General features: G+C 71.4%; 27 protein-coding genes. 13 read left to right on the forward strand and 14 right to left on the reverse strand.

The window, feature by feature from the left end; all coding sequences use genetic code 11:
* The first annotated feature begins 37 nt into the window (after positions 1 to 37).
* Together IFT90_RS04175 and ilvA are read left to right on the forward strand one after the other, a co-directional pair.
* Entirely contained in the window at positions 38 to 1,216 is a 1,179-nt protein-coding gene (locus IFT90_RS04175) for an AI-2E family transporter (protein WP_192041084.1), read from the forward strand.
* Entirely contained in the window at positions 1,209 to 2,447 is a 1,239-nt protein-coding gene (gene ilvA, locus IFT90_RS04180) for a threonine ammonia-lyase (protein WP_192041085.1), read from the forward strand. Before IFT90_RS04175 ends, ilvA begins: the two co-directional genes overlap by 8 nt.
* Before the next feature lie 34 nt (positions 2,448 to 2,481).
* On the opposite strand, the gene greA is transcribed toward ilvA, so the two are convergent.
* Positions 2,482 to 2,976 (reverse strand): transcription elongation factor GreA, encoded by a 495-nt coding sequence (greA, locus tag IFT90_RS04185; RefSeq protein WP_133738483.1) that lies wholly within the window; start codon positions 2,974 to 2,976, stop codon positions 2,482 to 2,484.
* A 136-nt stretch (positions 2,977 to 3,112) separates the two neighbouring features.
* Positions 3,113 to 3,583, reverse strand: coding sequence for a DUF4307 domain-containing protein (locus tag IFT90_RS04190; RefSeq protein ID WP_207106315.1), 471 nt, complete (start codon positions 3,581 to 3,583; stop codon positions 3,113 to 3,115).
* A 78-nt stretch (positions 3,584 to 3,661) separates the two neighbouring features.
* On the opposite strand from IFT90_RS04190, the gene mca reads away from it, so the two are divergent.
* Together mca and IFT90_RS04200 are read left to right on the forward strand one after the other, a co-directional pair.
* A complete protein-coding gene (mca, locus tag IFT90_RS04195) occupies positions 3,662 to 4,555 on the forward strand; it encodes a mycothiol conjugate amidase Mca (RefSeq protein ID WP_192041087.1) in 894 nt (297 codons plus the stop codon).
* Positions 4,552 to 4,908, forward strand: a complete 357-nt coding sequence (locus IFT90_RS04200; RefSeq protein WP_192041088.1) for a hypothetical protein — start codon at positions 4,552 to 4,554, stop codon at positions 4,906 to 4,908. The genes mca and IFT90_RS04200 overlap by 4 nt, the downstream gene beginning before the upstream one ends.
* On the opposite strand, the gene IFT90_RS04205 is transcribed toward IFT90_RS04200, so the two are convergent.
* Together IFT90_RS04205 and IFT90_RS04210 are read right to left on the reverse strand one after the other, a co-directional pair.
* A complete protein-coding gene (locus IFT90_RS04205; protein ID WP_371740991.1) occupies positions 4,905 to 5,648 on the reverse strand; it encodes a DUF1275 family protein in 744 nt (247 codons plus the stop codon). The genes IFT90_RS04200 and IFT90_RS04205 overlap by 4 nt on opposite strands.
* A 199-nt stretch (positions 5,649 to 5,847) precedes the next feature.
* Complete coding sequence (locus tag IFT90_RS04210; protein WP_192041089.1) at positions 5,848 to 6,585, reverse strand: hemolysin III family protein; 738 nt, start codon at positions 6,583 to 6,585, stop codon at positions 5,848 to 5,850.
* A 66-nt stretch (positions 6,586 to 6,651) separates the two neighbouring features.
* Here IFT90_RS04210 and IFT90_RS04215 point away from each other — a divergent pair, with 66 nt between their 5' ends.
* The 5 genes from IFT90_RS04215 to IFT90_RS04235 all read left to right on the forward strand — a co-directional run bounded on the left by IFT90_RS04215 (position 6,652) and on the right by IFT90_RS04235 (position 11,494).
* A complete protein-coding gene (locus tag IFT90_RS04215) occupies positions 6,652 to 7,440 on the forward strand; it encodes an isoprenyl transferase (RefSeq protein ID WP_371812090.1) in 789 nt (262 codons plus the stop codon).
* A 116-nt stretch (positions 7,441 to 7,556) separates the two neighbouring features.
* Entirely contained in the window at positions 7,557 to 8,684 is a 1,128-nt protein-coding gene (locus IFT90_RS04220) for an aminotransferase class V-fold PLP-dependent enzyme (protein ID WP_192041090.1), read from the forward strand.
* A gap of 239 nt (positions 8,685 to 8,923) precedes the next feature.
* Positions 8,924 to 10,288, forward strand: coding sequence for a PhoH family protein (locus IFT90_RS04225; RefSeq protein WP_123548072.1), 1,365 nt, complete (start codon positions 8,924 to 8,926; stop codon positions 10,286 to 10,288).
* 202 nt (positions 10,289 to 10,490) lie between these two features.
* Entirely contained in the window at positions 10,491 to 10,637 is a 147-nt protein-coding gene (locus IFT90_RS04230; RefSeq protein ID WP_192041091.1) for a hypothetical protein, read from the forward strand.
* A complete protein-coding gene (locus IFT90_RS04235; RefSeq protein WP_192041092.1) occupies positions 10,634 to 11,494 on the forward strand; it encodes a prepilin peptidase in 861 nt (286 codons plus the stop codon). Before IFT90_RS04230 ends, IFT90_RS04235 begins: the two co-directional genes overlap by 4 nt.
* Before the next feature lie 89 nt (positions 11,495 to 11,583).
* Here IFT90_RS04235 and IFT90_RS04240 read toward each other — a convergent pair whose 3' ends face one another.
* The 5 genes from IFT90_RS04240 to xseA all read right to left on the reverse strand — a co-directional run bounded on the left by IFT90_RS04240 (position 11,584) and on the right by xseA (position 16,002).
* Positions 11,584 to 12,978 (reverse strand): aspartate ammonia-lyase, encoded by a 1,395-nt coding sequence (locus tag IFT90_RS04240; RefSeq protein WP_192041093.1) that lies wholly within the window; start codon positions 12,976 to 12,978, stop codon positions 11,584 to 11,586.
* 65 nt (positions 12,979 to 13,043) lie between these two features.
* Positions 13,044 to 13,634: a carbonic anhydrase gene (locus IFT90_RS04245; RefSeq protein WP_133738733.1), complete on the reverse strand. Its 591-nt coding sequence runs from the start codon at positions 13,632 to 13,634 to the stop codon at positions 13,044 to 13,046.
* Between the two features lie 137 nt (positions 13,635 to 13,771).
* Entirely contained in the window at positions 13,772 to 14,461 is a 690-nt protein-coding gene (locus tag IFT90_RS04250) for a DUF4245 domain-containing protein (RefSeq protein WP_192041094.1), read from the reverse strand.
* Positions 14,458 to 14,703 carry an exodeoxyribonuclease VII small subunit gene (locus IFT90_RS04255; protein ID WP_192041095.1) on the reverse strand — a complete coding sequence of 82 codons (246 nt, stop codon included), beginning with the start codon at positions 14,701 to 14,703 and terminating at the stop codon, positions 14,458 to 14,460. The genes IFT90_RS04250 and IFT90_RS04255 overlap by 4 nt, the downstream gene beginning before the upstream one ends.
* 9 nt (positions 14,704 to 14,712) lie before the next feature.
* On the reverse strand, positions 14,713 to 16,002 hold the full coding sequence (xseA, locus tag IFT90_RS04260; protein WP_192041096.1) for an exodeoxyribonuclease VII large subunit: 1,290 nt from the start codon (positions 16,000 to 16,002) through the stop codon (positions 14,713 to 14,715).
* Positions 16,003 to 16,130: 128 nt separating this feature from the next.
* On the opposite strand from xseA, the gene IFT90_RS04265 reads away from it, so the two are divergent.
* Positions 16,131 to 17,207: a 4-hydroxy-3-methylbut-2-enyl diphosphate reductase gene (locus IFT90_RS04265; RefSeq protein WP_192041097.1), complete on the forward strand. Its 1,077-nt coding sequence runs from the start codon at positions 16,131 to 16,133 to the stop codon at positions 17,205 to 17,207.
* A complete protein-coding gene (locus IFT90_RS04270; RefSeq protein WP_192041098.1) occupies positions 17,204 to 17,860 on the forward strand; it encodes a DUF6264 family protein in 657 nt (218 codons plus the stop codon). The genes IFT90_RS04265 and IFT90_RS04270 overlap by 4 nt, the downstream gene beginning before the upstream one ends.
* 93 nt (positions 17,861 to 17,953) lie before the next feature.
* On the opposite strand, the gene fbaA is transcribed toward IFT90_RS04270, so the two are convergent.
* Positions 17,954 to 18,982: a class II fructose-bisphosphate aldolase gene (gene fbaA / locus IFT90_RS04275; protein ID WP_192041099.1), complete on the reverse strand. Its 1,029-nt coding sequence runs from the start codon at positions 18,980 to 18,982 to the stop codon at positions 17,954 to 17,956.
* Between the two features lie 158 nt (positions 18,983 to 19,140).
* Between fbaA and glpX the strand changes: the two genes are divergently transcribed.
* Complete coding sequence (glpX, locus tag IFT90_RS04280) at positions 19,141 to 20,133, forward strand: class II fructose-bisphosphatase (protein WP_192041100.1); 993 nt, start codon at positions 19,141 to 19,143, stop codon at positions 20,131 to 20,133.
* 15 nt (positions 20,134 to 20,148) lie between these two features.
* On the opposite strand, the gene IFT90_RS04285 is transcribed toward glpX, so the two are convergent.
* A complete protein-coding gene (locus IFT90_RS04285) occupies positions 20,149 to 21,477 on the reverse strand; it encodes a DNA recombination protein RmuC (protein ID WP_192041101.1) in 1,329 nt (442 codons plus the stop codon).
* Between the two features lie 73 nt (positions 21,478 to 21,550).
* Positions 21,551 to 22,177, reverse strand: a complete 627-nt coding sequence (locus tag IFT90_RS04290) for an exonuclease domain-containing protein (protein ID WP_192041102.1) — start codon at positions 22,175 to 22,177, stop codon at positions 21,551 to 21,553.
* A gap of 108 nt (positions 22,178 to 22,285) precedes the next feature.
* On the opposite strand from IFT90_RS04290, the gene ychF reads away from it, so the two are divergent.
* Positions 22,286 to 23,359 (forward strand): redox-regulated ATPase YchF, encoded by a 1,074-nt coding sequence (gene ychF / locus IFT90_RS04295; protein ID WP_192041103.1) that lies wholly within the window; start codon positions 22,286 to 22,288, stop codon positions 23,357 to 23,359.
* Positions 23,360 to 23,644: 285 nt separating this feature from the next.
* Here ychF and IFT90_RS04300 read toward each other — a convergent pair whose 3' ends face one another.
* Both IFT90_RS04300 and IFT90_RS04305 read right to left on the reverse strand, forming a co-directional pair.
* Positions 23,645 to 24,805 carry a hypothetical protein gene (locus IFT90_RS04300; RefSeq protein WP_192041104.1) on the reverse strand — a complete coding sequence of 387 codons (1,161 nt, stop codon included), beginning with the start codon at positions 24,803 to 24,805 and terminating at the stop codon, positions 23,645 to 23,647.
* A gap of 193 nt (positions 24,806 to 24,998) precedes the next feature.
* A complete protein-coding gene (locus IFT90_RS04305) occupies positions 24,999 to 25,472 on the reverse strand; it encodes a hypothetical protein (RefSeq protein ID WP_192041105.1) in 474 nt (157 codons plus the stop codon).
* Between the last annotated feature and the right edge of the window lie 95 nt (positions 25,473 to 25,567).

The raw sequence follows: 25,567 nt of genomic DNA on the forward strand, positions 1-25,567 counted from the left end.
AGGCGGATCACCACCGGGCCAGCCCTACACTGAGCGCATGATGCGCCGCAGCAGGCTCCCACGGGGAGCGGCCGAGAAGGTGACCGACCCGAGCGCGCCCTCGGGGTGGGCGCCCGACCCGTCGGTGCCGCGCGGCATGGTCATCGCCGGCGCGTGGTCCTGGCGGATCCTGCTCGTGGTGGCGGTCGTGGCCGTGTTCGTCTGGCTGGTGATCCAGCTCCGCATCATCGTCATCCCGTTCCTGGTCGCCCTGCTCGTCTCGGCCCTGCTCGTCCCCTTCTCGGGGTGGCTGCAGCGGCACCGCTGGCCGAAGTGGGTCGCGGTCGTCGTGAGCCTCGTCGGCTTCCTGGTCGTCGTCGCGGGGCTCTTCACCCTCGTCGTGCTGCAGATCGTGGACGGCTGGCCGATGCTGCGCGACCGGTCCGTCGCCTCCTACGGCGAGCTCAAGGACTTCCTGCTCGCGTCGCCCCTCCACCTCACCGAGGGGCAGCTGAACGGCTACGTGAGCGACGCGGTCACCGCGCTGCAGCAGGACAGCCAGCCCCTGCTGCGGGGCGCGCTGTCGATCGGCTCGACGGCGGGCCACGTCGGCGCGGGGCTCGTGCTCATGCTCTTCACGACGATCTTCCTGCTCGTCGGCGGCGGCGAGATCTGGCGCTGGGTGGTCAGGCTGTTCCCGCGTGCCGCGCGCGAGGCCGTCGACGGCGCGGGCCGGGCCGGCTGGCTGACGCTGACGAACTTCGTCAAGGTGCAGATCTTCGTGGCCTTCGTCGACGCCGTCGGCATCGGGCTCGGGGCGCTGCTGCTCGGGCTGCCCCTGGTCGCGCCCATCGCGATCGCCGTGTTCCTCGGGTCGTTCGTGCCCGTCGTCGGCGCCGTCGCCACCGGGGCGATCGCGGTCGTGATCGCGCTCGTCTACAACGGCTGGGTCGTCGCGCTGCTGATGCTCGCCGTCGTGATCCTCGTCCAGCAGATCGAGGGGCACCTCCTGCAGCCCTTCGTCATGGGCAGCGCCGTCAAGGTGCACCCCCTCGCCGTCGTCTTCGCCGTCGCGGCCGGCGCCCTCCTCGCCGGCATCCCCGGAGCGCTCTTCGCGGTGCCCGTCATCGCCGTCCTCAACGTCATGATCGGCTACGTCGCGAGGGGCTCGTGGCGCACGACCCCCCGACCGACGTCCGCCGACGTCACCTCGCCCGGAAAGGCCACGGATGTCTGACCTCACGATCGCCGGTCCCACGCTGCTCGAGATCGAGGAGGCGCGCGAGCGCGTCTCGCGCGTCGCCCGCGTCACGCCGATGGAGAGCTCGCGGTTCCTCGCCGAGCTGCTCGGGTCGCCGGTGCACCTCAAGTGCGAGAACCTGCAGCGCACCGGCTCGTACAAGATCCGGGGCGCCTACAACCGCCTGACGCAGCTGACCGACGAGGAGAAGTCGCGGGGCGTCGTCGCGGCGTCGGCCGGCAACCACGCCCAGGGCGTCGCCTTCGCCGCCCGCGAGCTGGGCATCGCCGCGACGATCTTCATGCCCGTCGGGGTCGCCCTGCCCAAGCTGCAGGCGACGAGGGAGTACGGCGCCGACGTCGTGCTCAGCGGCCACGACGTCGAACAGGCGCTGCGCGCGGCCGCCGAGTTCGCCGCGAGCACCGGCGCGGCCCTCATCCCGCCGTTCGACCACCCCGACGTCGTCGCGGGCCAGGGCACCCTCGGCCTCGAGATCCTCGAGCAGGTGCCGGACGTGGACACGATCATCGTGCCCGTCGGCGGCGGCGGCCTGATCGCCGGCGTGGCGAGCGCGGTGGCGCAGCAGACCGCGCGGACCGGGCGCTCGGTCCGCGTCATCGGCGTGCAGGCGGCCAACGCCGCCCCCTACGCCGTGTCGATGGCGAGCGGCGTCCGCACCGACATCACGGCCCTGCCGACCATCGCCGACGGCATCGCGGTCGCCCGTCCCGGCGTGCTCAACTTCGAGATCGTGCGCCAGACCGTCGACCAGGTCGTCACGGTCGGCGACGACGACACGGCCCGGGCGATGCTGGTGCTGCTCGAGCGGGCCAAGCTCGTCGTCGAGGCGGCCGGCGCCGTGGGCGTCGCCGCGGTGACGACCGAGCAGGTGCGCGACCTCGGCACGACCGTCATCGTCCTCAGCGGGGGCAACATCGACCCGCTCATGATGGAGCGGGTCATCAGCCGCGGGCTCGCCGCCGCCGAGCGCTACCTCAAGCTGCGCGTCGGGCTGCCCGACCGGCCCGGGCAGCTGACCCGGGTCTCGCAGATCCTGTCCGACGCCAACGCGAACGTCGTCGAGGTGCTGCACACGCGCCACCAGCGGGGCCTGCAGATCAGCGAGGTCGAGCTCGAGCTCAGCGTCGAGACCCGGGGACCGGACCACGTCGAGGACGTCCTGCGCCGCCTCCGCGAGGCCGGCTTCACGCCGAACGTCGACTTCTAGGCGGCCGCACGCCNTGGCTCAGGGACCGCGTCGATCAGGGCACGTAGGTCTCGACCGCGGTGACCGCGACCGTGATCTCCTTGCCGTTCGGGGCGGTGTAGCTGGTCGTCGTGCCGACCTTGACCCCGTTGATGGCCTGGCCGAGCGGGCTCGTCTCGCTGTAGACCGAGAGGTCGCTGCCGGGCGCGATGATCTCGCGGTTGCCGAGCAGGAACGTGCTGGGGTCGCCGGCGATCGTCGCGGTCACGACGGTGCCGGGGCCGACGATGCCGTCGGCGGCGGTGGACTCGCCGACCGTCGCGTGCTTGAGCAGGTTGATGAGGGTGCGGATGCGCGCCTCGATCTTGCCCTGCTCGTCCTTCGCGGCGTGGTAGCCGCCGTTCTCCTTGAGGTCGCCCTCCTCGCGGGCGGCCTCGATGCGGCCCACGATCTCGGCTCGGCCCTCGCCGCTCAGCGTCTCGAGCTCGGCCTGGAGGCGGTCGCGGGCGTCGGGCGTCAGCCAGGTGGTGGCGTCGTTGTCTTGGCTCATGGTGTCTCCGTCCGTGCGGCGGCCTGCTGGTGCGGCGGCCCTGTCCGCGGGAGCGGGAGCCGCGCGCCCGGTCGGGGCACGCCCACCGAAAAAAGGAGACCGGCCGAGTGGCCGGTCTCGTGGGTGTCCGCGCAGTCTACGGAAGCCAGCACTCGTAGATCAAGCCTGTCACGGCGCGTTCGCTGGTCGCGAGGGAGGTCGTGTAGGTGGTGGAGTACGTGCTCGAGGCCGGCAGGTGCACGACCTTCCAGCCCACGATGCTGAACTTCTGGTTCTGCGCCTGGACGGCGCAGCTGACCTCGGCGCCCGGCGGCGTGCTGATCGTGTACTGAACGTCGACCGCGCGGTCGTCGAGCACGGTGTAGCCCACGTCGGTGCTCTCGAGCTTCGCGCCGTCGCCGTCGAAGGCGGCGAACACGACCCACGCGGCGAAGACCACGACGAAGGAGGCGGCGACCGCTACGGCGATCCAGCGCCCGCGACGACGCGTGCCGCTGCTGCGCCCGTAGCGGGCGTCGAGCCTGGCCGTCTCGCCGTCGGGCAGGCCGTCGGAGGCGCCGCCGACGGGCTGCTCCGGCGCAGCGGCCGGCGATGGTGCGGGGGGCATGGACGCCACGGGGACTCCGTCCGATTATCCTTGTCCCGAGGGTAGCAACGTCTGCCCTGCACGAATTGCGAGGAACCCGTGACCCTGCGCCTCTTGGCCGTCCACGCCCATCCCGACGACGAGTCCAGCAAGGGCTCGGCGACCTACGCCTACTACCGCAGCCTCGGCGCCGAGGTGCTCGTCGTGAGCTGCACCGGGGGCGAGCAGGGCTCGATCCTCAACGAGCAGCTCGAGGCGCGGGCGCACGCCGAACGCGACATCGCGGGCCTTCGGGTGCACGAGATGCGAGCCGCCCAGGAGGCGATGGGCATCGACCACGTCTGGCTCGGCTACGCCGACTCCGGGCTGCCCGCCGAGGGCGAGCCCGTCGCGGTCAACTCGTTCGCGACCATCCCGCTCGACATCAGCGCCGAGCCCCTCGTCGCGGTGATCCGGCGCTTCCGGCCGCAGGTCCTCGTCACGTACGACGAGATCGGCGGCTACCCGCACCCGGACCACATCCGCACCCACGAGATCTCGATGGAGGCGTTCCGTGCCGCCTCCGACGCCTCGCGCTACCCGGCCGCGGGCGAGCCCTGGCAGATCGACAAGGTCTACTACGACCGCATGTTCAGCGCCGGCCGCGTCGGCGCGATGATCACGCACCTGAAGGCCGAAGACCCCGAGTCGCCGTTGATCGAGCGCCTCACCGAGATGCTCGAGCGCTTCAGCGACCGGCCCGACCTCGCCACGACGCACGTGCCGGTGTCGGAGTTCTTCCCCGTCCGCGACGCCGCCCTCCGCGCGCACGCCAGCCAGGTGCCGCTCGACAGCGCCTTCTTCTTCTGGCCGCACGACCTGCAGGTCGCCGCCTGGCCCACCGAGGACTTCCAACTGGTCGAGTCCCGCGTCGACTCGCCCGTGCCCGAGACCGACCTCTTCGCCGGCGTCGCCGACCCGGACACCGGCCTCGTGGGGGTGCAGGCCCGATGAGCGCCGCAGGTGACCTCGTGCTGACGGTGGCCGTGCGCCTCCTCGCGCAGCCGTCGACCCCCGACGCGACGCTGCCGCCGTCGACGGTGCCCGACGTCGACGTCACGCCCGGCGTGTGGGGCTTCGTCGCCATCGCGTTCGTCGCGATCGCGACGGTGCTGATCATCGTCGACATGACCAGGCGCGTGCGCCGCACCCGGTACCGCGGCGAGGTCCGCGAGCAGATCGAGGCCGAGCGGGCCGAGGCGGACGCCGCGGCGGCGGGGCTCGACGACGAGCCGCGCCCGCAGCTCGGCGACGAGCCGCGTGGCGGTCTCGACGACGACGGCCGCGACGTCCCCGGGCGGCGCTAGGCGCCTGCGCCCGCGATGGCGCCGTCGGCAGCTGTCGCGGCGGCCTCGCGGGCCTCGAGCTCGTGACGGCGCTCGCGCAGCAGGTGGCCGGCCAGCGCGACGAGCAGCGTCAGCCCGCCCGCGACGCCCATGCCGACGCCGATGTGCACCTGCAGCAGCAGGGCCCCGACGCCGGCACCGGCCAGGATCAGCAGGACGGCGAGCACGCGGCGCGGGAAGTTCTTGCCCGTGCCGCCCGCGAGCTTCGACTCGGACGCCAGCCCGACGATCGTCGACGTGACGACCACGGTCGTGACGTCGGCCACGGCGATCTTGCGGGCGGCCGCGGCCTGGAGTCCCATGGCGGCGCCGAGCAGGCCGGTGATCGTGAACGCCCACGGGGTGTTCTCCTCGGGCACGACGGCGAAGGTCGAGATGCCGAGCCCGAGCAGCACGCCGCCCGTCACGCCGAACGAGACGGTGCTGCGGCCCGACCAGCCGGCCCGGCCGCCGCGCAGCACCCGGCCGCCGATCGCGGCACCGAGCAGGAAGGCGGCGAGGGCGACGATCGGCCCGACGATCGGCAGGCCGTCGGCCTGCGCGATCGCCATGCCGAGGATCACGACGTTGCCGGTCATGTTGGCCGTGAAGACGCGGTCGAGGCCCAGGTAGCCGACGGCGTCGATGATGCCCGTCGTGAACGTCAGGGTCAGCATCATCACGAGGTGCATGCGGGCCTGGTTGCGGCGGAATCGCTTCACGGGTGTCCTCCGGGGCGTCGCGCCGGGCGTGGCCGGGCGGGGCGGGGCGGGCGATCGCGGCGTCGTCGGCGCGGTGGTCTGCCGTCGATCGTATCGACGCGGCGGCGCCGGCGGGAACGACGCGGCCGTGCCGGCGGGAGCGACGCGGCGGCGCCCACGAGAACGACGCGCCGACGCCCCGGCGAAGACCGGGCGGCGCCTAGCCGAACGTCGGGGCGTTCAGCGCCAGGATCAGGATGCCCGTCCAGTGGCAGAGGTAGGCGAGCACGGTGCAGGCGTGGAACAGCTCGTGGAACCCGAACCGGCCCGGTGCCGGGTTCGGGCGCTTCAGCGCGTAGAAGACCGCGCCGACGATGTAGAGCAGCCCGCCGACGAGCACGAGGACCGTCATCGGCACGGAGGCGGCGAACAGGTCGGGCAGGAACCCCAGCGCGCCGACCCCCATGAGGATGTAGAGCGGCACGTAGAGCCAGCGCGGCGCGTGGATGAAGAACACCCGGAACGCGATGCCGAAGGCCGCCGCCGTCCAGACGAGCGTCAGCAGCAGGGCCGACTTGCCGGGCGGCAGGGCGATCGCTGCGATGGGCGTGTACGTGCCGGCGATCAGCAGGAAGATGTTCGAGTGGTCCAGCCGCTTGAGGAACATCTTCGCGCGCGGGCTCCACGGGAACCGGTGGTACGTCGCCGAGATGCCGAAGAGCAGCAGCGACGTCGTCATGAACACCGCGCAGGCCCAGGTCGCGGCGGCGCCGTCGGCGAGCACGACCAGCACGATGCCCGTCGCGATCGCCACCGGGAACGTCCCCGCGTGGATCCAGCCGCGCCAGGTCGGCTTGCGCTCGATCGACGAGTAGTCGAGGGCGTCGTCGAGCAGGGGGATGTTCGGCAGCTCCGCACCGCCGTCGTCGGCGACCGGAGAGGGCGAGGAGGTGCTCATGGGGGCGAGCGTAGGGGAGGCGGCCCGGCGACCGCTGGGACCGCGCGGGTGGGTTAACCTGGGCACGTGAAGAGTCCCGGACGGCCTCCCGTGGCCGGCGGCCTGCTGTACGGCCTGTACCAGCGCCGTCTGCGCCGCGAGCTCGACGGGGCCGAGCTGCCCCACCACGTCGCCATGATCGTCGACGGCAACCGCCGCTGGGCCAAGGCCCGCATGCTCGAGACCGCCGCCCACGGGCACCGCGCCGGCGCCGCGAAGATCAGCGAGTTCCTCACCTGGTGCGACGACCTCGGCATCCGCGTCGTCACCCTCTACCTGCTGTCGGCCGACAACCTCGGCAACCGCGCCTCCGACGAGCTGACCGAGCTGTTCGGCATCATCGGCGACGTCGCCGACGAGCTCTCGCGCCAGCGCGACTGGAAGGTGCAGCACGTCGGCGCGACCGACGACCTGCCCGCCGGGCTCTGCGCCTCCCTCACCACCGCCGAGGAGCGCACGCGCGACCACGCCGGCCTGCACGTCAACCTCGCCGTCGGGTACGGCGGCCGGCGCGAGATCGCGGACGCCATGCGCAGCATCGTCCGGGCCCACGACGCGGCGGGCGGCACGCTCGACGCGCTCGCAGAGGTCCTCACGCCCGAGCTGATCGCCGAGCACCTCTACACCGGCGGCCAGCCCGACCCCGACCTCGTCATCCGCACGTCGGGCGAGCAGCGGCTCAGCGACTTCATGCTGTGGCAGAGCGCCCACAGCGAGTTCTACTTCGTCGAGGCGCTCTACCCCGACCTCCGCGAGGTCGACTTCCTCCGTGCCGTCCGCGACTTCGCCCTGCGGCACCGCCGCTTCGGCAGCTGACCCCGGCGCCTGTCGCCTCGTCGCCCGGCGTCCGGCGTCCGGCGCCCGTCGGCCGCTCGGCCCCTCGACGCTCGGGGCCGGGTACGGTGGAGGACCCTGATCCGAGGAGCACCACCGTGACCACCATCGACGACTTCGCCGCCGGCTTCGCCGACGAGGCGGGCTGGTTCGACTTCGCCTCCTTCGGCCCGATGGGCACGGGCGTCGTGCAGGAGGCGCGGGCCCTGACCGAGCTCCAGTCGCGCTCCCGGCACGGCTCGGTCGTCGCCCTCGACGAGCAGGCAGGGCGCGCCCGGCGGGCCGTGGCCGCGCTCACCGGGTTCCCGACCGACCACGTCGTGTTCCAGCCGAGCACGAGCCAAGGCATGCTGCACACGCTGTTCGGGCTGACGGGCGCCCTCGCGCTGTCGCCGCGGGAGTACCCGACCACTCCGCTCACCGCGACCCGCGCCTCCTCGGCCCTGCGCGTGCTCGACACCGTCTGGCTCGACGTGCCGGACGACGCGGTGACGCCCGCGGTGCTCCGCGAGCACCTGACGCCGTCGGTGACCGCGGTCGCCGTCAGCGTCGTCGACTACCGCACGGGCTACCTCGCCGACCTCGAGGGCATCCGCCAGGTGATCGGCGACCGGCTGCTGATCGTCGACGGCATCCAGGGCTTCGGCGTCGTCGACGCGCCCTGGGCCGTCGCGGACGTGCTCGTCACCGGCGGGCAGAAGTGGCTGCGCGCGGGCTGGGGCACCGGCTTCATGGCGCTGAGCGACCGCGCGCTGACCGATCTCACGCCCGTGTTCAGCGGCGTGCACGGCTCGGAGATCACGCTCGGCGGCTCGTACGAGCGCGGCGCCGAGCCGGCCCCGGGTGCCGCCGCGTTCCAGCTCTCCCGCCCCGACCCCATCGCGGAGGCGCGGCTCGCGACCTCGCTGGAAGAGATCGCGGCCGTCGGCATCCGTCCCGTCGCCGGGGCCGTCGCCGAGCGGACTACCCGGCTCATCGACCTCGCCGACGAGTTCGCCGTGCCGGTGGCCTCGTCGCGCGTCGAGTCGGAGCGGGCCGGCATCGTCGTGCTCGAGCCGGAGCCGCAGCACCTGACGGCGCTGACCGCCTCGCTGCTGAACCACGGGGTCAGCGCGACGGTGCGGAGCACCAGCGTGCGCCTCAGCACCCACGTGTCGAACGGCGAGGACTCCTTCGGGCTGCTGCGTGAGGCGCTGATGTCGTACGGGAGCGCGATCTCGTACTGAGGGCCGGACTCGGCCTGGCCTGGCCTGGCCCACGACCCTCGACCAGCACCTGAGGGTCGTTCACCTGATCGTCACACGACACGGCGTGCCGTGCTGGACCCGTGTCGGAGGCACGACGTAGGTTCGGCTCATCGGGCAAGTAGCCCGGTCGAGACGGCCACGAAAGTTCGCCTCGCGACTGCTCCGCGGCCGTCCTGCCGAAGGTACCGAGTGCCTCGTCGCTCGGAGATGGAGTCGTCGTGACCGTCAACACCCGGGCCGACCAGCAGAGCACCTCAGCAGACCGTCGTGCGGGCACGCCCCGCACCGCGGTCGACCAGCGCACCTACGTCCTCGACACGTCCGTCCTGCTGAGCGATCCGCAGGCGATCTTCCGGTTCGCCGAGCACGACGTGGTGCTGCCCGTCGTCGTCGTCAGCGAGCTCGAGGGCAAGCGCCACGATCCTGAGCTGGGCTACTTCGCACGACAGGCACTGCGCCTCCTCGACGGGCTGCGCGTGGCGCACGACCGCCTCGACTTCCCGGTCGAGGTCGGGTCGGGCGGCTCGTTCCGGGTCGAGCTCAACCACTCGAACATGTCGGTGCTGCCGTCGGGCCTCCAGCTCGGCGACAACGACTCGCGCATCCTCGCGGTGGCGTCGAACCTGGCGAACGACGGGCTGGCCGTGACGGTCGTCTCGAAGGACCTGCCGCTGCGCGTCAAGGCGGCCTCCATCGGGCTCGCGGCGGAGGAGTACCGCGCCGAGCAGGTCGTCGACAGCGGCTACACCGGCCTGAGCGAGCTCGACGTCTCGAGCGACCAGATGGCGTCGTTCTGGGAGAAGGAGACGATCAGCTCCCGTGCCCTCGCCGACGTCCCCGTGAACACCGGGCTCGTCGTGCACTCCGACCGCGGCTCGGCCCTCGGCCGGGTCACCGCTCGGGGCGAGGCGCGGCTGGTGCGGGGCGACCGCGACGTGTTCGGGCTGCACGGCCGCTCGGCGGAGCAGCGGCTCGCCATCGACCTGCTGCTCGACCCCGAGGTCGGCATCGTCTCGCTCGGCGGCAGCGCGGGCACGGGCAAGTCGGCGCTCGCCCTCTGCGCGGGGCTCGAGGCGGTGCTCGAGAAGCAGCAGCACAAGAAGATCATGGTGTTCCGGCCGCTGTACGCGGTCGGCGGGCAAGATCTGGGCTTCCTGCCCGGCGACGCCGCCGAGAAGATGAACCCCTGGGGGCAGGCGGTCTTCGACACGCTGGGCGCGATCGTGTCGCAGAACGTGCTCGACGAGGTGGTCGAGCGCGGTCTGCTCGAGGTCCTGCCGCTGACGCACATCCGCGGCCGGTCGCTGCACGACGCGTTCGTGATCGTCGACGAGGCGCAGTCCCTCGAGCGCAACGTGCTGCTCACGGTGCTCAGCCGCATCGGGCAGAACAGCCGCGTCGTCCTCACCCACGACGTGGCCCAGCGCGACAACCTGCGGGTCGGGCGCCACGACGGCGTCGCGTCGGTGATCGAGACGCTCAAGGGGCACCCGCTCTTCGGGCACGTGACCCTGACACGGTCGGAGCGCTCGGCCATCGCGGCGCTCGTGACCGAGCTGCTCGAGTCGAACGAGCTCGCCTAGGGCTCGGCGCGCCCGGCCGCGTCCGGGCTGGCCGCCTTCGGGCGTGTCCGGGCGCGGCACCCGTTGCGTGCCCGACGGACGAGTTGCCCCAGACGGTTGCCTCGGCGTCACTGACGCGACATCCCGGGGCAACTCGCCACCGGTCCGGCGCCTGCTCGGACGATGTGACGCTAGCGGGGCGTGCAACGACGTGGCACCCCTCGTGAGCGTCACAGCGATCGCGATCGCGATCGCGATCGCGATCGACGTGAGGTCCCTCCTGCACGGGCGCAGCTCGAGCGAGATCGCCCACAGAGGCGGGCCGTCCCGAGGAGGCGGTGCGGACTCGGGCGTCATGGTCGAAGCATGACGACGACGGAACACGAGCGCAGCCGAGCCGAGCGCAGCAGGGACGAGCCAGACCCGGACGAGCGCGGCGGGGACGGACTCGGCGCGGACGGACTCGGCGCGGATGAGCATCGCTGGGACGAACGTGGCCGAGACGGCGACGACCGCGCCCGGGACGGCGACGACCGCGCCCGGGACGGCGACGACCGCGCCTGGTACGGCGACGACCGCGCATGGTACGGCGACCATCGCGGCCGGGACTGGGACGACCGCGCCCGGGACGGCGACGACCACGGGGGAGGACAGCCCGCGTCGTGCTCGTCCCGAAGCCGCAGGCCGGCACGGATCGACGTCGTCGTGGGGCTCGCGCTGACAGTCCTCGTGGCAGGGCTGGACCTGTCCTCGCCCGGAACGGTCGCGGCGTCGGCGCTCGCCGTCGTGACCGGTGCCCTCGTGCGGGTCGACATCGCGGAGCGGCGGCTCCCGAACGTGCTGGTCCTGGTGGTGCTGCTCGGCGCGGCTGCGGGTGTGGTGCTCGCCGTGGGCACCGGCGACGGGGTCCCGGCGGCGTGGGCGTGCCTCCTCGGCCTGGTCGTGCTCGTCGCGTGCGTCCCGCTCGTGCACGGCGGGGGGCTCGGTGCCGGCGACGCCAAGCTCGCGAGCGTCGGAGTCGTGGCGGCGGCTCTGGCGTCGCCGTCGGCGCCGCTCGTCTGGCTCCTCGCGGTGGCGCTGCTCGGGGGAGTGCACGGGGTCACGGCTGTCGTCGTCCGACGACGGGGCACGTCACCGGCCGGGGTCACCATCCCGCTCGGACCGGTGCTGCTCGCCGGCTGGTGGCTCGCCGTCGTCGCAGCGTCGACGGTCCTCGACGCGTCGTAGACCCCACGACGCCGCGACGCCCCGTCCGCGGTGGATGCAGACGGGGCGTCGTCGGGATCGGCGGCGGCCGACGGTGCGGGAGGGGCGGCTCAGCCGGGGCGGGTCATGCTCAGCACGTCGAGCGCCGAGTCGAGCTGCTCCTCGGTGACCTCGCCGCGCTCGACGAAGCCGAGATCGACGACGGCCTCGCGCACGGTGATCTTCTGCGCCACGGCGTGCTTCGCGACCTCGGCCGCCGCCTCGTAGCCGATCACGCGGTTCAGCGGCGTGACGATGGACGGCGACGACTCGGCCATGGCGCGGGCGCGCTCGACGTCGGCCTCGAGGCCGTCGACGGTCTTGTCGGCGAGCACCCGGGTCGCGTTCGAGAGGAGGCGGATCGACTCGAGCAGCGCGGTGCCCATCACCGGGATGGCGACGTTGAGCTCGAACGAGCCGGAGGCTCCGGCCCAGGCGATCGTGGCGTCGTTGCCGATCACCCGTGCCGAGACCATCAGCACGGCCTCGGGCACGACGGGGTTGACCTTGCCGGGCATGATCGACGACCCGGGCTGCAGGTCGGGGACGTGCAGCTCCCCGAGGCCCGCGTTCGGGCCCGAGCCCATCCAGCGGATGTCGTTGTTGATCTTCGTCAGGCTGACCGCGAGCACGCGGAGCGCGCCCGACGCCTCGACGAGACCGTCGCGGGCGCCCTGCGCCTCGAAGTGGTCGAGCGCCTCGGTCACGGGCAGGCCGCTGTCGTCGGCGAGCACGGAGATGACCTCCTGCGGGAAACCGACGGGCGTGTTGATGCCCGTTCCCGTCGCGGTGCCTCCGAGCGGCACCTCGGCCACGCGGGGGAGGGTCGCCTGGACCCGCTCGACGCCGAGACGGATCTGGCGGGCGTAGCCGCCGAACTCCTGGCCGAGGGTCACCGGGGTCGCGTCCATGAGATGGGTGCGGCCCGCCTTGACGACGCCGGCCCACTCGGCGGCCTTGCGCTCGAGCGACTCGGCGAGGTGCTCGAGGGCCGGCACGAGGTCGTGGAGCAGGGCTCCGGTCACGGCGACGTGCACGGAGGTCGGGAACACGTCGTTCGACGACTGCGAGGCGTTGACGTGGTCATTGGGGTGCACGTCGACGCCGTCGACGGTGCCGGCGAGGGTCGCCAACACCTCGTTCATGTTCATGTTCGACGAGGTCCCGCTGCCGGTCTGGTAGACGTCGACGGGGAACTGGTCGTGGTGCTGGCCGCCGATGATCGTGTCGGCCGCGGCGACGATCGCGTCGGCCACGCCCGCGGGGACGATGCCCCGTCGGCCGTTCACGACGGCGGCCGCCCGCTTGATGCGCGCCAGGGCCACGATCTGGGCGGCCTCGAGCCCGGCTCCCGAGATGGGGAAGTTCTCGACGGCCCGCTGGGTCTGTGCCCGCCACAGGGCCGACGCGGGGACCCGCACCTCGCCCATCGTGTCGTGCTCGATGCGGTACTCGGTAGTGGTCACGACGTCATCGTCCTTCCTTCGGCCCTCGTGGGGCGGTGTCACGGGGGCCGGTCGCCCCCGCGGCGTCAGAGTCGACCGATGATGATCGACGGGTCGACGCGGCCGTCGGCGAGCGCGTAGTTCGCCCCGACCACGGTCAACCTACCCTCGGCCACGGCGGCCGAGATGAGCGCGCTCCGGCCCACCAGGGCCTCGACGGAGGCCTGGATGTGCAGCGCCCCGACCGCGCGCGGGTCGAGCACGGCGCCCGGCTCGAGGGCGATCGTCGCCCGTCGGACGCTGGGCACGATCATGTCGACGAGGTCGCCGAGGAACCGGGACCCGGGAGGCGCGTCGCTCGTGAGCGAGTCGATGGCGGTCGCGACGGCGCCGCAGCTGTCGTGGCCGAGCACGACGATGAGCGGCACGCCGAGCACGGAGACCGCGTACTCGAGCGAGGCGATGACGGTGTCGCCCACGACCTGGCCGGCGTTCCGGACGACGAAGAGGTCGCCGAGGCCGACGTCGAAGATGATCTCGGCGGCGAGACGGGAGTCGGCGCAGCCGAACAGGGCCGCCACGGGCTCCTGCCCGCCGGCCAGCAGGGCGCGCCGGTCGCTGTCCTGGTGGGGGTGCTGAGGCGCCCCGGTCACGAAGCGCTCGTTGCCGGCCTTCATGCGCTCCCACGCGCGCCCCGGGGTCAGCGGGTCGGCCGGAGGCGACGGCACCGCCAGGTCGGCGACGGGCACGGCGGTCGTGCCGGGGACGCCGCCCCCGGTCGAGGTGCCGGTGCCGCTGTCGATGCGAGGGTCGGTCACGACGGGTCTCCTGTCTGGTCGGCCAGCTGCTCGGCCAGCGCGGTCGCGAGCTGCTCGAACTGCACGTCGTCGGCCGTGCCGTGCAGCACGTACGAGCTGCGGTCGACCGTGGTCGTCATCGAGTAGGCGTAGTTGCCGGGGCTCTCGCCGTCGCGGCGGTCGTAGACCTGCCAGTCGAGGCCGGCGATCGTCGTCGCGCCCGTGGCCGGTCGCGCCTGCACCGCGTTGGCGACCCAGGTCGCGTTGGCGTCGACGCCCTGCTCGAGGGCGATGAACTGCTCGGTGGGCGTGATGAGCCCGACGTACCAGGTGGCGACGCCGTCGGCGGTGCCCGTCGAGATGTCGGCACGGTTCGACGTCCAGCCGTCGGACAGGACGGGGGCCGCGAGCGGCACGTCGACGTTGCTCTCGGCGCTCTGCGCCACCGCCCGGTAGTCGATCTCCTGGCGGTTGACCGTGCCGCCCGGGCGCACGACGACCAGCACCAGGAACAGCACGACGGCGAGCGACGCCACGATCGACAGCGTCAGGTTGACGGCCGTCTGGTTGGCGTAGTGCTTGCGGGTGTTCTCCGCCTTGCGGCGCGCGGTCTCGTCCGGCGTCTCGGGTCGGCCGAGCTCGGCGACGATGCGCGGCTGCTTCGCACGCGGACCGCGGCCGTTCTCGCGGGGGCCGGGGCCGGTCATTCGGCGGGCACCTGTCGGCGGGCGGCCTCGAGGCGCTCACGCGCGCCGAGCAACCACTCTTCGCAGCGGCGGGCGAGGGCCTCGCCTCGCTCCCACAGGGCGAGCGACCGCTCGAGGCTCGACGCCCCCTGCTCGAGCTCGGACACGACCGTCACGAGCTCGTCGCGCGCCTCTTCGTAGCTGAGCGACGCCACGTCGGCCGGGGCGGACGCGGAGGGTGCGGGGGAGGAGGACTGTGCCACGGGTCGATCCTAACGAGAGGTGCTGGCAGGGGAAGCGGCGTCGCTCGACGACGAGGAGGACAGGGTGGAGGCGGGACCTGGGGAGGAGGCGCCGGTGCTGACGGCCTGCAGCGCGCCGCCCTCGACGGTGAGGACGAGCGGCGTGGACTCGGGGGCGTCGGCCGGGTCGCGGAGCACCCCGCCGCCCGGCAGCTGCACGATCGAGTAGCCGCGCCGCAGGGTGCCCTGGGGCGAGAGCGCGCGCAGCTGGGCGGTCAGCTCGGAGACCCGGGTGTGCGCCCGCTCGACGGCTCGGGCCACGAGCTCTTCGCCGCGGGCGACGGCGCGCACGACCTCGTCGGCGCGCACGTCGACGAGCGTCTGCGGCGCGGCCAGCACGGGGCGGCTGCGCACCTGCTCGAGCCGGTCGATCTCGGTCGAGACGATCTGGTTCAGCCGCACCCCGATGCGCGACCGGGCCTGCTGCACGCGCGACAGCTCTTCGTTGACGTCGGGCACCACGCGCTTCGCAGCGTCGGTCGGTGTGGACGCCCGCAGGTCGGCGACGTCGTCGAGCAGGGGGCGGTCTGCCTCGTGGCCGATCGCGCTGACCACCGGCGTGGTGCAGGCGGCCACCGCACGCACGAGCGACTCGTCGCTGAAGCCGAGCAGGTTCTGGAAGTCGCCGCCGCCCCGGGCCACGATGATGACGTCGACCTCGGGGTCGGCGTCGAGCTGCTGCACGGCGGCGGTGACCTCGCCCACCGAGCGGTCGCCCTGCACGGCCGCGTGCACGACGCGGAACGTGACCGACGGCCACCGGAGCTGCGCGTTGCGCAGCACGTCTTTCTCGGCGTCGCTGTCGCGACCCGTCACGAGACCGATGCACTGCGGCAGGAACGGGAGGCGCTTCTTGCGGTCGGGGGAGAAGAGGCCCTCGGCGGCGAGCTGGGCCCGCAGGCGCTCGAGGCGCTCGAGCAGGTCGCCCAGTCCGACGTGCCGCATCTCGAAGACCTGCATGGTGAGCGAGCCGCCCTTGACCCAGTAGTTCGGCTTGACGGCCGCGATCACGCGGTCGCCCTGCTTCAGGTCGGCGGGGACCCTCGACCGGACGCTCGACCAGATCGAGAACGAGACCGTGACGTCCTGCTCGAGGTCGCGCAGCTTGCCGTAGACGTTGCCGCCCGAGACGTTCCACTGGGTGATCTGCCCCTCGACCCAGGCCGTGCCGAGCCGGTCGATCCAGTCGCGCACCTTGCCCGCGAGCAGGCCGACCGGCCAGGGCGCATCGGCGGTGGGCGGCGGGGTGACGATCGTCATGCAGGCGTGTCCTCTGGTCGGAGCGGACGGGGGAGCGGTCAGGGCAGGAGGCGTGGCAGGGGCGAGGGCGGGGCGCGGAGGACGGGCCCTCCCAGAACGCGACCAGTCGTCACGCCTATCATCGACGGGTGGCACACATCACGAACGGCGCCATCGCCGTCGACCTCCCGACCCCGCGCGTCCCTGCGCTGCGCAACAGGCTACGGGACACCCCCGTCAACGGGACGAAGCGGGTGCTGCTCGCTGCTCCCCGCGGCTACTGCGCCGGCGTCGACCGGGCGGTCATCGCCGTCGAGAAGGCCCTCGAGCACTACGGCTCGCCCGTCTACGTCCGCAAGCAGATCGTCCACAACGTCCACGTCGTGTCGACGCTCGAGCGACAGGGCGCGATCTTCGTCGACGAGGTCGAGGAGGTCCCCGAGGGCTCGCACGTCGTCTTCAGCGCCCACGGCGTCTCGCCTGCCGTCGTGCAGGGCGCCGCCGACCGCGGGCTCCAGGCGATCGACGCGACCTGCCCCCTCGTCACGAAGGTGCACCGCGAGGCCGTCCGCTTCGGGTCGCAGGGCCGGCACATCATCCTCATCGGCCACGCCGGCCACGAGGAGGTCGAGGGCACGATGGGCCACGCCGCCGACCGCACCACCCTCGTGCAGAACCCGGCCGAGGTCGACGACCTCGTCATCGACGACCCCGACAACCTCGTCTGGCTGTCGCAGACGACGTTGAGCGTCGACGAGACCATGGAGACGGTCCGCCGCCTCCGTGAGCGCTTCCCGACCATCCAGAACCCCCCGAGCGACGACATCTGCTACGCCACGCAGAACCGTCAGGTCGCCATCAAGAAGGTCGCCGTCGACTCCGACCTCGTCATCGTCGTGGGCTCGGCCAACAGCTCGAACAGCGTGCGCCTCGTCGAGGTCGCCCTCGAGCACGGCGCGAAGGCGGCCTACCGCGTCGACTACTCGAGCGAGATCAAGCAGGAGTGGCTCGACGGCGTCGAGACCGTGGGCGTCACGTCCGGCGCCTCGGTGCCCGAGGTCCTCGTGAAGGAGGTCCTCGACGACCTGGCCGACGCCGGCTACGGCGACGTGTCCGAGGTCGTCACGGCCGAGGAGGACCTGATGTTCTCCCTCCCCAAGGAGCTCCGCAAGGACGCCCAGGGCCAGACCGACACCCGCGCGCTCGGCGGACGCACCGCCCGATGAGCGACGACCGCGACCCGCACGACGGCCGCGACGGCGACGGGTCGGCAGGACGCGATCCGCGCCCTCGACCCCGGTACGGCGAGTACGCGCCCGAGGGCTGGGTCAGTCCCGTCCCGCCCGCCGAGGCCGCGCCTCCTGCGGGCCAGGACGAGGTGCCGCCGGTCGGGCAGCAGTCCGCGTCGTGGTCGCAGCACCCGCAGCAGGGCCAGGGCGCAGGAGGCGCGCAGCCGTACCCGGAGCCACCTGCCACGCCAGCCGCGCTGAGCACCGGCCGCCGTGTCGACCGTGTCGCCACGTTCGTCCTGCTCGGCCTCGCGGGCTACAACGTCATCTCGAACCTGCTGCTCGTCTCGGGCTTCTCGCGCACCCTGCTGTCCGCGTTCTCGGCGCAGGGCTACCCGGTCGACGACTTCTCCGGGCAGGCGCAGCTGCAGCAGGCCGGTGCGGCGATCGCCATCGTGTCGCTCGTCGTCCTCGTGCCCATGCTCGTGCTCACCCTCCGCCGCCTGCGCGCCGGCAAGCTGACCTTCTGGGTCCCGCTCGTCGCGGGCGCCGTCGTCACGATCGTGCAGATGGTGCTCGTGCTGTCGGTGTTCCTGGGCGATGCGGCGTTCGTGCAGTCGCTCCTCGACAGCGCGCGCCCCGCCTCCTAGGCACGTCGTCGTCGTCGTGGCCGGCCCGGTCGTGACGAGAGGCCCCGCAGCTCGGTGCTGCGGGGCCTCTCGCGTCGGACCAGGAGCTGCGGACTAGCTGCCCGACTGGCCGAACGAGCCGAGCTGGCGGGTCGCCTCGACCACGCGGGCCGCCATCGCCGACTCGGCGACCTTGCCCCAGGCACGGGGGTCGTACTGCTTCTTGTTGCCGACCTCGCCGTCGGCCTTGATGAAGCCGTCGTAGTTCTTCAGCACCGTGTCGGCGATCGAGCGGCTGAAGGCGTACTGCGTGTCGGTGTCGAGGTTCATCTTCACGACGCCGTTCGAGACCGCCTCGCGGATCTCGGCGTCGGACGAGCCGGACCCGCCGTGGAACACGAGCTCGAGGGGCTTCTCGGCCGTGCCGAAGCGCTCCTGGATGCCCTGCTGGATCTCGCCGAGCAGCTCGGGACGGAGCTTGACGTTGCCGGGCTTGTAGACGCCGTGGACGTTGCCGAAGGTGAGGGCGGCGATGTAGCGGCCGTTCTCGCCGAGGCCGAGCGTCTCGACGGCGCGGGTGACGTCGCCGACGGTCGTGTAGAGCGCCTCGTTGGAGCCCGCGTGCTGGACGCCGTCCTCCTCGCCGCCGACGACGCCGATCTCGACCTCGAGGATGGCGTTGATCGCGGCGGTGCGCTTGAGCATCTGCTGGGCGATCTCGAGGTTCTCGTCGAGGGGGATGGCCGAGCCGTCCCACATGTGCGACTGGAAGAGCGGGTTGCGACCGGCCTTGACCTCGTCCTCGCTGGCGGCGATGAGGGGCAGGACGAAGCCGTCGAGGGCGTCCTTGGGGCAGTGGTCGGTGTGCAGCGCGACCGTGACGGGGTAGTTCTTGGCGACCTCGGTCGCGAACTTCGCGAACGCGATGGCGCCCGCGGCACGGTTCTTGACCGTCTGGCCGGCGAAGTAGTCCGCGCCGCCCGTCGTGACCTGGATGATGCCGTCGCTGCCGGCCTCGGTGAGGCCCTGGAGCACGGCGTTGATCGTCTGCGACGACGACACGTTGACCGCGGGGTAGGCGAACCCCTTGTTCTTCGCCTTGTCCAGCATCTCGGCGTACTGCTCGGGGGTTGCGACGGGCATCGGATCTCCTTCGATGATGGCGTGTGGGGTGCTCCTCCACCCTAGTCAGGGGCCCCAGCAGCGGACCGGGCAGCGACGGGCGAGGAGGGGGCGGGGGACGGGCGTGCACGTCTGTGCAACGGCCGTCGGGGAGGCGCCTCCCGGGTAGGCTCCGGAGCATGGCTGACTCCGGAACCCTCTACTCGCACCCCGACCGCAACCTGGGCATGGAGCTCGTGAGGGCGACCGAGGCCGCCGCGATCCGCAGCGCGCCGTTCATCGGCAAGGGCGACAAGAACGCCGCCGACGGCGCCGCGGTCGACGCGATGCGCAAGTTCCTCGGCACGGTCGCCTTCGACGGCGTCGTCGTGATCGGCGAGGGCGAGAAGGACGAGGCGCCGATGCTCTTCAACGGCGAGCACGTGGGCAACGGCTTCGGCCCGGCCTGCGACATCGCCGTCGACCCGATCGACGGCACGAGCCTCACCGCCGCGGGCCGCATGAACGCCCTCTCGGTCATCGCGGTCAGCGACCGCGGCAGCATGTTCGACCCCAGCGCCGTCTTCTACATGGACAAGATCGTCACCGGCCCCGAGGGCATCGGCGTGATCGACCTCGACCGCCCGGTCGGCGACAACATCCGCGCCCTGGCCGACGCCAAGGGCCTGGCCGTCGAGGACATCCAGGTCGCCGTGCTCGATCGTCCTCGCCACGCCGACCTGATCCAGCAGATCCACGCCGCCGGCGCGGGCACCCGCCTGCTGCTCGACGGCGACGTCGCCGGCGGCATCAACGCGGCCCGCCCCGACTCGCGCATCGACATGTGCGTCGGCATCGGCGGCACCCCCGAGGGCATCATCACGGCCTGCGCCGTCAAGGCACTCGGCGGCCTCATCCTCACGCGCCTCGCCCCGAAGGACGACGCGGAGCGCCAGAAGGCGATCGACGCCGGTCACGACCTCGACCGCGTGCTCGACCAGGACGACCTCGTCAAGGGCGACAACGCCTACTTCGTCGCCACCGGCGTCACCGACGGCGCGCTCGTCGCGGGCGTCAAGCGCAAGCAGGGCATGATCCGCACGTCGAGCATCGTGCTGCGCTCGCACTCGGGCACCATCCGCCGCGTCGAGGCCGACCACCTCGTCTCGAAGTGGTACGGCGAGACCGCCTAGCTCGTCCAGTTCGCCCTAGCTCGCCCGGTCGGCCCAGCCCGTCTGGCTCGCCGTACGCTCGTCGGCCGCCGCCCTCGACGCCTCGACCTCGCGGTCGGCGTCGAGGGCGGTCGTCAGTTCTGCCGCCGTGAGGTCTCGCGGCAGCTCTTCCACGACCGTCGGCGAGGTGAGCGTCTTCGTCTCGTCGAGCATGCTCAGGCGCCGTGCCGACGGCAGCACCGTGCGCTCGAGTGAGCCCACGAAGCGGTTGTAGTCGTTCACCGAGCCGCGCAGCGACCGGCCCAGCTTGTCGACGTGTCCGGCCATCGTCGCGAGCCTGCCGTAGAGCTCGCGGCTGAGGTCGAAGAGGACCTTGGCCTCGTTCGTGACCACGTCCTGCTGCCAGCTGAAGGCGACGGTCTTGAGCACCGACCAGAGCGTGACCGGGGAGGCGAGGGCGACGCGCTTCTGGAACGCGTAGTCCATCAGCGAGGGGTCGGCCTCGAGAGCGCTCGACACGAGCGACTCGCTGGGGATGAACGCGATGACGAGCTCGGGCGACGACTCGAGCCCCGCCCAGTAGGTCTTGGCCGAGAGGGCATCGACGTGGGCCCGCAGGGCCTTGACGTGCTGCCGGACGAGCACGTCGCGACGAGCCGCCTCTTCTCCCACGGCCGTCGCGGGTATGGCGCTCGCCTCGAGGAACGCCGCGAACGGCACCTTGGCGTCGACGGCGATGTTCTTGCCGCCGGGCAGGTGCACCACCATGTCGGGCCGGCCGGCGCCCGCGTCGCTCGAGATGCTGCTCTGCAGGTCGAAGTCGACCCGCTCGACGAGCCCGGCGGCCTGGACGACGTTGCGCAGCTGCGTCTCGCCCCAGACCCCGCGGGTGCTGTTCGACCGGAGGGCGGAGGCCAGCGACTCGGCCGTGCTGCGGAGCCGTTCTTCTGAGGCCACGGCGCTGCGCAGCTGCTCGCTGAGCGTGCCGTACTGGTGCGCGCGCTGTTCCTCCAGCTCGGCGACCTTGGCCTGGACCGCCGCGAGGCTCTGGGCCACCGGGCTGAGGGCCGTCATGACCTGGCCCTCGGAGCGGACTCGTTCGGCCTCGGCGATGCGGGAGTCGCGCAGCCGGTCCTGGAACTCGCGCAGCCGCTCCTCCTGGCCGGCGGCCTCGCGCCGGTGCTGCTCGTCGAGGTCGATCAGCCGCTCGCGATAGCCCTCGACGGTCGCGCGGGCCGCGGCGGCGTCGGCGGAGAGCCGTGCGGTGGCCTCGGCGGCCCGGGACCGGGACAGCAGCACGCCGAGGGCCGTGCCGAACCCGAGCGCGACGACGACGAGGGCCACGAGGAGGAGCGGTGAGGTCATGCAGGGAGTGTCGCAGCAGCCGCCGACACCGGCCGAGAGCGCGCGCCGCGCGCGCCGTGCCCGGCGGCGGCCGCTAGCGGAAGACGACGCGACGACGCGGGGCCGGGGCTCCCGCGTCGGCGGGCGGCGTGGCGGGCGTGAGCCGCTTCATGCCGACCCGGGTGGTCTCGGCGAGCTGCCGCAGGTCGTCGGCCCCGTGGAACTGCGCCGCGTGCACGACGATCGCCGCGCAGGCCTCGGCGTCGGCGAGGGCATCGTGGTGCGAGAAACCCGTGAACCCCGCGGCGGCGGCAGCGAGCGGCAGCCGGTACGAGTCGAGGGCGTAGGTCTTGCGGGCGACCTGGAGGCTGCAGAGGTAGGCCCACGACGGGGGAGTGACCCCGGTCGCCGCGCACGCGCCCTTGATGACGCCCATGTCGAAGCCGGCGTTGTGGGCGACGAAGACGTCGATGCCCGCGAAGTCGGCGATGAGGTCGAACTGCTCGTGCCACTCGAAGGCGTCGACGACGTCGTCGGCCCGGATGCCGTGGATGCGGGTGTTCCACTCGAGGAACGTGTCGTGCCCCGCCGGCGGCTTGATCAGCCAGCCGACCTTGTCGACGACGACGCCGTCGCGGACCTTGACGAGGCCGACGGAGCAGGCGGAGGCGCTGCTCGAGTTCGCGGTCTCGAAGTCGATCGCGGTGAAGTCGATGGGCATCGCACCATGGTGTCACGCGCCTCGGACACTGCAGGGTCGAGCCGCGCCTCCTGCGCTCGAGGGCCGACCGGAGGTCGCCCCCGTCGCGCGCCGGTACGATGGCTGACCGTGGCTCTCACTATCGCGATCGTCGGACTGCCCAACGTCGGCAAGTCCACCCTGTTCAACGCCCTGACCAAGAACCAGGTGCTGGCGGCGAACTACCCGTTCGCGACCATCGAGCCGAACGTCGGCATCGTCAACCTGCCTGACCCCCGGCTCGACGTGCTCGCCGGGCTGTTCGGCTCGGAGAAGACCCTGCCCGCGCCGGTGTCGTTCGTCGACATCGCCGGCATCGTCAAGGGCGCGAGCGAGGGCGAGGGCCTCGGCAACAAGTTCCTCGCCAACATCCGCGAGGCCGACGCCATCGCCGAGGTCGTCCGCGGCTTCGTCGACCCCGACGTGGTGCACGTCGACGGCAAGGTCGACCCCGAGGGCGACATGGGCACGATCAACACCGAGCTGATCCTCGCCGACCTCGAGACCGTCGAGAAGGCGCTCGTCCGCTACGAGAAAGAACTCCGCCTCAAGCGCGTCGAGCCGCTCACCCACGAGACGGCCGTGGCCGCCAAGGAGGCGCTGCAGCGCGGCGAGGCCCTCTCGGCCTCGGGCATCGACCTCGAGCCCATCCGCGAGCTCGGGCTGCTCACCGCCAAGCCCTTCATCTACGTCTTCAACGTCGACGAGTCGATCCTCACCGACGACGCGAAGAAGGCCGAGCTGGCCGCCCTCGTCGCCCCGGCCGAGGCCGTGTTCCTCGACGCGAAGATCGAGTCCGAGCTGATCGACCTCGACCCGGAGGACGCCGCCGAGCTGCTGTCGTCGACCGGCCAGGACGAGTCCGGCCTCGACCAGCTCGCCCGCATCGGCTTCGAGACCCTGGGCCTCCAGACCTACCTCACGGCAGGCCCGAAGGAGACCCGCGCCTGGACCATCGGCAAGGGCTGGAAGGCCCCCCAGGCCGCGGGCGTCATCCACACCGACTTCGAGAAGGGCTTCATCAAGGCCGAGGTCATCTCGTACGCCGACCTCGTCGAGACCGGCTCCATCGCGGAGGCGCGCTCGGCCGGCAAGGCCCGCATCGAGGGCAAGGAGTACGTCATGCAGGACGGCGACGTGGTGGAGTTCCGTTTTAATAACTAAACCCGCATAGAACCGGGCTTTGTGACGGCCATTTGACACAATGCGCTCTCTCCGTGCTCACGGGCGAGTGGATGACCTTCCGAGAGATTGCTGGGCTCGTATTCGATGACCCTGACTCCTCTGGCTCTCCTGCTCTGAGGCCGGGGCTTCTGGCGCTCGCCAAGGCTGAGCTCATCGAGATGAAAGGAGGCACCACCATGCGGCGGTACCGTCTCTCTACTACTGACTGAGTCATCGGTGTGCGACACCACGGGCCACGATCCGGAATGGATCGTGGCCCTCTTCTTATAGCTGGGGCACGCTGGGGGCGTTGACAGCGGCGAGTAGCGCGGCTGCTTTCTTGGCTTTCCGTCGTTTCCGATCAGCCTCTCGCCGCCTGGCCCTACGCTCCTCGACCATAAGTGCCTCAGCCGCCTCTTCGGCGGCCCATCGAGCTTCCATTTCTTCTCGCCACTGCGCAATGGCTTCTCGCCGCGCTACTGACTCCTCGTGCATCTGTTCATGCCAGGCTCTGAGCATTGCTTCGAAGCTCGCCCTCAGTTCCGGAAGTGCCTGCTCGACGGGGGCCCTGAGCAGCTCAGCGAGACTCCAAACCTGAAGGGCCTGACGGCGGGGTAGCCAGATCGCGATCTGCCTAATTTTCAGGGAGTCGTCGAAGTCGAGGAGCGTGTAGCCCACAAGCTGAAACAGCGTCTTTCTGATCCAGGCGTTGCCGAGCTGCTCCGTGGCCTTGCAGTCGATGAGTGTATCTTCGATGAGCCAGTCAGCGTCCGCTCCTCCGACGGCTCCGCTGCCGTCGAAGTCTGGATTGAGCTCGAGCCGAGAGCCTCCCTGGACCGCAGAAGACCACTGCCCGATTTGACTCGTGGAGCTTCGCCGAAGAGCTGCCAGGTCCAGGATGATTAATGGGTCGATGGACTCAAGGAGAACTGCCGGGCTGTCAGCATTGCGAAGCTGCTTCCCTATTGAGCCGCGGATGAGCGCATGGATACCAGCCCGGTAGAAGCTCTCACACCAGGCGAGCACCACCGCCAGCCTGTCCTGATCCTCGTCTGTTCCTGCCTCTGCCTGCTGCACGGCCAATTCGAGGGCATCGGCGAGCACCTGCGCCATGCGCCTGCCGTAACGGATGCCCTTGGTGTTGTTCTGGAAACGCTGGAGGCCGATCTGGGCTGTGGTTCCATCCACCCATGAGCCACCGAGCATCATTCTGACTCGGTAGTCGAGGGCCATGCCCACTGGGCTTGCGTGGGTGCGCTTGTCCTCTACGCCGGCGGGGATCGGGACCGTCAGTGCGCGCGAGGTCAGTCTGTAGAAGCTGAATTCGTCAGCTACCTCCCTGCCGAGCGGTCCAGGACTGCCAGCGAGAGCGAGGCGGGGAGCGCTTTTCTCCAGGAACTGCCTGACGGGCGAGTGCCTGTCCTTGAGATGGTGCGTCAACGCCATGCCGGTTTTGCTCCGCTCTCTTCCGCTGACTTAACCCTAGGCACCCGGCGAGGTTCTACGAGGAGGCCGACTCGCGGCTGCCGACTGAGCTACCGGTGTGCGACATCACGAGGGCCATGATCCGTCTTGGGACCGTCGCCCTTGGGCTTGCGCTGCACTTCCAGGACAACCTCCGCGCCCTGTCAGACAGGCGCTAAGCAGACGGTGAGTCAATGGACGGGAGCTTGCCTTCCTTCGCCAAGTACCCCAGGGCCGCCACCCCGACTGCAACTGTGACGCCCAGAGCAGCCATCTTCGCGAAGGATCGTTCGTTGGCCTGTCGTACCTCTTTCTCGTTGCCCTTGACCTTGTCGAGCAACCGCTCCTCAGCTTCGATCAGCCTGTACCGCTCGTCAGGGGTGAGACCCTCTCTGTCGAGGTCGCTCTGGATGGAGTCAATGATCTTGTCAGCGGTGTCTTTCACGCGGGCTGCACCCCGGTCAGTGGCGATCAAGAACTCGCTGAACCCCTCCCGCGCCGCTCGATAGCCCGAAGCCAGATCGTCGAGCATCTCGGGCCGTTTACGAATCATGCCCAAGAACCGGGCAGGATCTCTCAGCAGCTCTTCGGCTTGCTCCGGTGTGGCTTCATCGCCATCGTCGTCATGTGCCTGGGTCTCTTCGGTCACGGCGTTCCCGTCCTCTGCTCGGTGGTCTCAATGGTAATGCGCCGGTGTTAGTAACCGCGGTGGCGCGTCACAACGGCTCGACTTTGTCGGCCGCA

Origin of the sequence: Frigoribacterium sp. CFBP 8766, assembly GCF_014841435.1 — a bacterium.
Taxonomy (GTDB): domain Bacteria; phylum Actinomycetota; class Actinomycetes; order Actinomycetales; family Microbacteriaceae; genus Frigoribacterium.